This is a genomic window from Brevundimonas sp., from assembly GCF_032107865.1.
In the GTDB taxonomy this organism is placed as follows: Bacteria; Pseudomonadota; Alphaproteobacteria; order Caulobacterales; family Caulobacteraceae; genus Brevundimonas.
In genome coordinates, this window is record NZ_DAMCNG010000151.1 from 1 (window position 1) to 6947 (window position 6947).

At 69.5% G+C, this 6947-nt stretch carries 7 protein-coding genes; 5 read left to right on the forward strand and 2 right to left on the reverse strand.

The annotated features are described in order from the left end of the window. The first annotated feature begins 35 nt into the window (after window positions 1-35). Window positions 36-503: a DUF6265 family protein gene (locus RT567_RS11960; RefSeq protein WP_313576563.1), complete on the forward strand. Its 468-nt coding sequence runs from the start codon at window positions 36-38 to the stop codon at window positions 501-503. After that, the gene (locus tag RT567_RS11965; protein WP_313576564.1) at window positions 458-991 is read left to right on the forward strand and encodes a GNAT family N-acetyltransferase; all 534 of its coding nucleotides are present in this window, start codon (window positions 458-460) and stop codon (window positions 989-991) included. Before RT567_RS11960 ends, RT567_RS11965 begins: the two co-directional genes overlap by 46 nt. Here RT567_RS11965 and RT567_RS11970 read toward each other — a convergent pair. After that, window positions 978-1523, reverse strand: coding sequence for an AAA family ATPase (locus tag RT567_RS11970; protein WP_313576565.1), 546 nt, complete (start codon window positions 1521-1523; stop codon window positions 978-980). The genes RT567_RS11965 and RT567_RS11970 overlap by 14 nt on opposite strands. Next, a complete protein-coding gene (ubiG, locus tag RT567_RS11975; RefSeq protein WP_313576566.1) occupies window positions 1520-2350 on the reverse strand; it encodes a bifunctional 2-polyprenyl-6-hydroxyphenol methylase/3-demethylubiquinol 3-O-methyltransferase UbiG in 831 nt (276 codons plus the stop codon). Before ubiG ends, RT567_RS11970 begins: the two co-directional genes overlap by 4 nt. 44 nt (window positions 2351-2394) lie before the next feature. On the opposite strand from ubiG, the gene RT567_RS11980 reads away from it, so the two are divergent. The 3 genes from RT567_RS11980 to RT567_RS11990 form a co-directional block, all read left to right on the forward strand. Beyond that, complete coding sequence (locus tag RT567_RS11980; RefSeq protein ID WP_088410979.1) at window positions 2395-3684, forward strand: aspartate kinase; 1290 nt, start codon at window positions 2395-2397, stop codon at window positions 3682-3684. Between the two features lie 58 nt (window positions 3685-3742). Continuing rightward, entirely contained in the window at window positions 3743-6022 is a 2280-nt protein-coding gene (ptsP, locus tag RT567_RS11985) for a phosphoenolpyruvate--protein phosphotransferase (RefSeq protein WP_313576567.1), read from the forward strand. Between the two features lie 98 nt (window positions 6023-6120). Next, on the forward strand, window positions 6121-6947 hold an 827-nt coding region (locus RT567_RS11990), incomplete at its 3' end, for a helix-turn-helix domain-containing protein (protein ID WP_313576568.1).

Consider the following 6947-nt stretch of genomic DNA (forward strand, 5'->3'; position numbering starts at 1 on the left):
TAACCTGCCCTTCGTCCTTGAGGAGGGAAGAGCCCATGTCCGTTTTCAGCCTGCTGGCCGCCGCCCTGTTGCAGACCGCCGCGCCCGCGACGCCTGCGCCCGATCTGTCGTGGCTGGCGGGCTATTGGCTGGACTGTTCCGGCGGACGCGAGGCGTCCGAGACCTGGAGCGACCCGCGCGCGGGGCTGATCGTCGGCCACTCGGTCACTGTGCGCAATGGCCGCAGCGGCTTCGAGAGCGCCCGCATCGCCCCTCTGAAGGACGGCGGCCTGGCCTATTTCGCCCAGCCCGACGGGGCGCCCGCCACCCGCTTCCGCCTGATCGACAGCGGCCCGCAGCGGGCGGTTTTCGCCAATCCTGACAACGACTTTCCGCACCGCATCATCTATGAACGCGCGGGGGATAGACTGACCGCCCGGATCGAAGGGGCGGACGACGATGAGAAGCGGAGCGTGCAATGGCGATTCAACAGGGCGGAGCTGAACGCTCGCTGTCCACTCTGACCTGGCGACCGATGACGGCGGACGATCTCGACGGCGTGGTCGCGGTGGCCCAGCTGTCCTTCCCCGATCATCCGGAAGAGCGCGCCTGCTTCGCCAACCGTCTGGAGCTGCACCCCGAGGGCTGCTTCGTCCTGGCCGCCGAGGACGGGCCGGTCATGGGCTATCTGGTCGCCTATCCGTGGGTGCTGAACGCCGCCCCGGCGCTGAACGTGCTGATCGACGCCATCCCGGCCGAGGCCGAGGTCGTCTATCTGCACGACCTGGCCCTGCACCCCGACACGCGCGGCGGCGGCCACACCCGGCCGGTGGTCGAGCGCCTGGCCGAACAGGCCAGGGCGGCGGGCTGGCCGGCGGTCGCCCTGGTGGCGGTCAATGACGCCTCAGCCTTCTGGGCGCGCAATGGCTTCGAGATTCAGAACCCGCCGGGCATGGCCGAGAAGCTGGCCAGCTACGGTGACGACGCCCGCTATATGGTCAGGCCGCTGTAAGCGACTTCAGCACGAAGGCGAGGCGCTCGGCGACGGGCGCCTTAGGCAGTTCGATCAGTTCATAGCCGAAGCGCGGATAGGTCTCGGCCATGGCCTCGAAGGTGCGGCGGGCCTCGTTCAGATCCTGCTTGCGCTCGGCGTCCTGACCGAAGATCTCGGGCCAGACCGGGGCGATGAAGACGCGCCGGTCATAGCGGATGTCCTGCGCCGCCCGCTCCATGTGGGCCGGGACCGGCAGTCCGCACAGCGTCAGATAGCCGACCACGTCGGGCACGCCGCGATCGAAGAAGACGGGGCCGGCGGCGCCCTCGGCGCGAGCGTGGGCGCCCAACTCGCGGTCCAGCATCAGTTCGGCGAACAGGGCCCGGTCCTTCCACGGCAGGGCCGCGCCGTCGATCGCCTGCTGGCGGCGGATGATGGCGCGTCCAGCCTCGGGCGAGGTCGCATGGCCCGCCGCCGACAACGCTTCAAGCAAGGTGGTCTTGCCCGAGCCGGGACCGCCGGTCAGGACGATGCGGCGTGGGCCGCTCATGCGTCGCGGGTCGCCATCATCATATAGTTGATGCCCACGTCGTCGCCCTCGCTCCAACGGTCGTTCAGCGGATCATAGGCCAGGCCATAGGGGCCGGTGACGGTCAGGGGTTCGCCGTCCAGCATGGCGCGCAGTTCCTCGGGCTTGAGGAACTGGCGCCAGTCGTGGGTGCCCGCAGGCACCCAGCGCAGCACATATTCCGCCGCGACCTTGCCCAGCAGCAGCCCCTTCAGCGTGCGGTTCAGGGTGGCGACGATCATCAGGCCGCCCGGCTTGATCAGCTTCGAACACGTGCGGATGAAGGCTTCCGGATCGGCGACGTGTTCGATGACTTCCATGGTCAGCACTACGTCGAACGGCCCGGCGCCCGCTTCCATCATCTGCTCCACCGTGGCGGCGCGATAGGCGATGTCCAGACCGACCTGTTCGGCATGGGCGCGGGCGGTGCCGATGTTTTCGGACGAGGCGTCGATGGCCGTGACCTCAAAGCCCATGCGCCGCATCGGCTCGGCGATCAGGCCGCCGCCGCAGCCGATATCGATCAGGCTGAGACCATCGAACGGCGCGCGCGTGCGCACGTCGCGATCAAAGTGTTCCGCCGCCCGATCGCGCACGAATTTCAGGCGCGCCGGATTGAAGCGGTGAAGCGGAGCGAAAGGCCCCTTGGCGTCCCACCACTCGGCCGCCTGAGCCGAAAAGCGCGCTACGTCGGCCGGGTCGATGCTCGGCCCTTCGGCACGATCGGTAGCAAAGGGTGAAAAACCCTCTTCGCTTTGGGGTTTGCGCGGATCGAGGCTGTCGTTAGAAGCGGGCATGGGCAGAGGCATGGACCGCCTTCGCCCGCCATGCAAGCAGGGGATCAGACGCCAGGATGACGCGGGCCGACACGAACCGGTTGGTGATGAAGTTCGGCGGCACCTCCATGGCCGACCTGGAACGCATCCGTCGCGCGGCACGCATCGTCGCCGCCGAAGCCGGCAGGGGCAAGAAGGTGGCCGTGGTCGTCTCGGCCATGGCGGGCAAGACCAATGAGCTGGTCGCCTGGACCGACGGCGTGGGCGCGGCGGCGCCGGGCCTGTACGGCGACGGCGTCCTGTCGGATGACGAATACGACGTGGTGGTCGCCTCGGGCGAGCAGGTGACGTCGGGCCTGCTGGCCCTGACTCTGCGCAACATGGGCTTCAAGGCGCGCAGCTGGATGGGATGGCAGATCCCGATCCTGACCGACGACGCCCACGGCCGCGCCCGCATCGAAGAGGTGCCCGGCGACGCGCTGGGGGCCGCGCTCGACGCGGGCGAGATCGCCATCGTGCCGGGTTTCCAGGGCGTGACCCGCGACGGACGGATCACCACCCTGGGCCGCGGCGGATCGGACACTTCGGCGGTGGCGGTGGCGGCGGCCCTGGGCGCGCCCTGCGACATCTATACCGACGTGGACGGCGTCTATACGACCGACCCGCGCATCCAGAGCCGCGCTCGGCGTCTGGAGAAGGTCTCTTACGAAGAAATGCTGGAGATGGCGTCGCTGGGCGCCAAGGTGCTTCAGACCCGTTCGGTCGAGCTGGCCATGCACAAGCGCGTGCCGGTGCGCGTCCTGTCCAGCTTCATCGAACCGGATGAAAACGGAAACCTGCCGCAACACGCCGGCACCCTGATTTGCGACGAGGATGAGATCGTGGAAAAGCGCATCGTTTCCGGCGTGACCATGAGCCGGGACGAAGCCCGGATCACGCTGCTTGGCCTGTCGGACCGGACGGACGCGCCGGCCGACGTCTTCACCCGCCTGGCCGAGGCCGAGGTCAATGTCGACATGATCGTGCAGAGCCAGGCCCGCACCGAAGGCGCGGTCAACCTGACCTTTACGACCGGCCGCCGCGACGCGCGTCGCGCCGCCGACCTGATGACCGCCGCCAAGGCCGAGATCGGCTTCGAGGAGCTGCGGGTCGACGACGACGTGGCCAAGGTTTCGGTGATCGGCGTGGGCATGCGCAGTCACGCGGGCGTGGCCCAGACCATGTTCCGCGCCCTGGCTGACAAGGGCGTGAAGTTCCAGGCCATCTCGACCTCCGAGATCAAGATCAGCGTACTGATCGATTCGGATTACGCAGAGCTGGCGGTGCGGGCGCTGCACGCGGCCTACGGTCTGGACGCGGAAGACTAGGATATTGGAAGGGCCGCCCTATCTGGAACGGATCAGGGGCGGCAAGGCGGGAGAGACCATGGTCAAGGGCGTGGCAGTGACGGCGAGGGGGCCTCGCCTCCTGCTGCGCCAGATCCGCGAGGCCTTGGCCGGGGCCGGCGGGGGCGCGCCGGCGCAGGACCGGCTGAACATGGTGGTGCGGATCATCGCCCGCTCCATGGTGGCCGAGGTCTGCTCCATCTATCTGCGGCGCGCCTCGGGCGAGCTGGAACTGTTCGCCACCGAGGGCCTGAATCCCGAGGCCGTTCACAACACCCGCCTGCGCCCCGGCGAGGGCCTGGTCGGCGAAGTGGCGCGCACGGCCGCGCCGATCAGCCTGTCGGACGCCCAGTCGCACCCCAGCTTCTCCTATCGGCCGGAAACGGGCGAAGACCCCTATCACGCCTTCCTCGGCGCGCCCCTGCTGCGCGGCGGTCGGGCCATCGGCGTCCTGGTCGTCCAGAACCGCGCCGCCCGTCGCTATGACGAGGAAGAGGTCGAGGACATCCAGACCATCGCCATGGTCCTGGCGGAGACGGTGGCCTCGGGCGAGCTGCTGGCGCTGGAAGAGCTTCGCGACGTCGAGGTCGCGCCCCATCGGCCCGAGCGGCTGAAGGGGCAGAAGTTCGCCGAAGGCCTCTCGTTCGGCCGGGCCGTGCTGCACGAGGCGCCGATCGCGCCCGAACAACTGCTGGCCGACGACCCCGCCGCCGAGGAGACGCGCCTCAAGGAGGCGCTGGACCGTCTGCGCTCCAGCATCGACGCCTTGCTGGAGGGCAGCCAGGGCAAGCTGGGCGGCACCCCCTATGAGGTGCTCGAGACCTATCGCATGTTCGCCGACGACCGGGGCTGGAACCGGTCGCTGGAGGAGGCGGTGCGCTCGGGCCTGACGGCCGAGGCCGCCGTCGACCGCGTCCGCAACGAGCACCGCGCCCGCTTCGCCAACGCCCGCGACCCCTATATCCGCGAACGGCTGCACGACTTCGAGGATCTGGCCAATCGCCTTCTGCGGCTGATGGCGGGCGATCATCCGGGCCAGCGCGACCTGCCCGACGACGCCATACTGGTGGCCAAGAATCTGGGTCCGGCGGACCTGTTGGAATATCCGCGCCACAAGCTGCGGGGCCTGTTGCTGGAAGAAGGCTCGGCCGCCGCCCACGCGGCCATCGTCGCCCGCGCCTTGCAGATTCCCTGCGTCGGCCGCCTGCAAGGCCTGCGCGACCGCTTGACCGAGGGCGATCAGGTCATCGTCGACGGCGAGACGGGCGAGGCCTACTTGCGGCCCCGCCCCGACATGCTGGCGGCGGTCGAGAGCCGCATGGCCGTGCGCGAGCAGCGCCGCGCCGAGTTCGACCAGCTGCGCGATACCCCCGCCGTCACCAAGGACGGCAAGCGCATCATCCTGCTGGCCAACGCCGGCCTGGCGGTGGACCTGGAGAATCTGGACGCCACCGGCGCCGAGGGCATCGGCCTGTTCCGCACAGAGTTCCAGTTCATGGTCTCGGACGAGCTGCCGCGTCTGGACGCCCAGACGGCGCTCTACAAGCTGGTGCTGGACGCGGCGGGCGACCGGCCCGTTACCTTCCGCACGCTCGACATCGGCGGCGACAAGGTGCTGCCTTATCTCGACAATGAGCGGGAGGAAAACCCGGCGCTGGGCCGCCGCGCCATCCGTCTGGGCCTGGATCGACCGGCCCTGCTGCGGATGCAGTTGCGCGCCTTGCTCAGCGCCGCCGCCGGGCGCGAACTGCGCGTCATGTTCCCCATGATCGCCACGGTGGACGAGTTCCGCGCCGCTCGCGAACTGGTCGATGTCGAATGCGACTGGGCGCGGCGCCGGGGGCGGCCCCTGCCGTCCCTGCTGCGCGTCGGGGCCATGATCGAATGCCCCAGCCTGTTGTGGCACCTGGACGCCCTGCTGCCGCTGACCGACTTCGTTTCGATCGGCACCAACGACCTGCTGCAGTATATGTTCGCCGCCGACCGGACGAACCCGCGCGTGTCGGATCGCTATGATCCCCTGTCGCCGCCCGCCTTGCGGGCCTTGGCCGAGATCCAGCAGAAGTGCGCCGACAGCGCCACGCCCGTCTCGGTCTGCGGCGAGCTGGCGGGGCGTCCGCTGGAGGCTTTCGCCCTGATCACCCTGGGCTACAACCGCCTGTCCGCGCCTGCGGGCGGGGTGGGGCCGGTCAAGCGCATGATCCTGTCCGCCGATCTGAACGCGGCGCGGCGGGGGATGAACGTCCTGCTGGGCTCGTCGGCCGGGTCGGTGCGCGGCGAGATCGAGTCCCTGGCGCGCAAGCTCAACGTCGAAGTCTGAACAAGCGGGGCCGCTTTCCCGCGTTGCCCGCGCTTCTCGCCTCGTCTAAGCGGGGGTGACGGGCGCACGGGCGCCTGACGTGACGGAACCCCGACCCTATGGACCAGGATCGGCAAGCCGCGTTCGACTTCGACGCCGACGCGACGCTGGATCAGACCCCGGAGGCGACGCCTGAAGCGACGCCTGAGGAACCCTCGGACGATTCCCTGGGCGCCTCCCTGCGCGCCGCGCGCCTGGCGTCGGGCCTGTCCATGGCCGAACTGTCGACCAAGACGCGGGTGCATCCGCGTTTCCTGACCGCGTTGGAGCAGGGCGAATACGCCGTCCTGCCGTCGCGTATCTTCTCCATGGGCTATGTGCGCGCCTACGCCGGCGCCCTGGGCCTGGACGAGTTGAACGCGGTCGAGCGGTTCAAGCAGGAATACCCCGATGCGGCCGTGCCGCTGCAGCCGCCGACGGGCGCCGCCCTGCAGCAGATGCGCCAGAACTCGCCCAAGATCCTGGGCGTGATCGGCGTCTTCCTGGCGGTGGTGATCGGCTGGAACGTCTTTCAGCGCATCAACCGCATCGAGGCGCCGCACCCTTCGGACCTGGTTGCGGTGCCCAAGGACTGGGCCGAGCAGGCCGATCATCAACGCGACCGCGCCCTCTACCTCGGCGCGCCCAAGGCGGCCCCGCCGGACCAGACGACGCCGGCCATGTACATCACGCCGGGGCTGGAGGCCCAGTTGACCGGGATCGACCCGGACGACCCCAACGCCGTCCCGCCGCCCGCGCCGCCGGTGCAGGCCGCCTTCAACCCGCGTGGGGCCATCTACGGCGCCTCGGCCACGGCCTCTCAGGTCATTCTGCAGGCGCGCAAGCCCGCCATCCTGGTCATTCGGCAGGGCGACGGCCGCATCCTGTTCGCGCGCCAACTGGCGGC

Bases quoted from the DNA above. Each gene is read 5' to 3' on its own strand.
- RT567_RS11980 (WP_088410979.1), top strand. From the start codon at position 2,395: ATGACGCGGGCCGACACGAACCGGTTGGTGATGAAGTTCGGCGGCACC.
- RT567_RS11965 (WP_313576564.1), top strand. From the start codon at position 458: ATGGCGATTCAACAGGGCGGAGCTGAACGCTCGCTGTCCACTCTGACC.
- RT567_RS11960 (WP_313576563.1), top strand. From the start codon at position 36: ATGTCCGTTTTCAGCCTGCTGGCCGCCGCCCTGTTGCAGACCGCCGCG.
- ptsP (WP_313576567.1), top strand. From the start codon at position 3,743: ATGGTCAAGGGCGTGGCAGTGACGGCGAGGGGGCCTCGCCTCCTGCTG.
- ubiG (WP_313576566.1), bottom strand. From the start codon at position 2,350: ATGCCTCTGCCCATGCCCGCTTCTAACGACAGCCTCGATCCGCGCAAA.
- RT567_RS11970 (WP_313576565.1), bottom strand. From the start codon at position 1,523: ATGAGCGGCCCACGCCGCATCGTCCTGACCGGCGGTCCCGGCTCGGGC.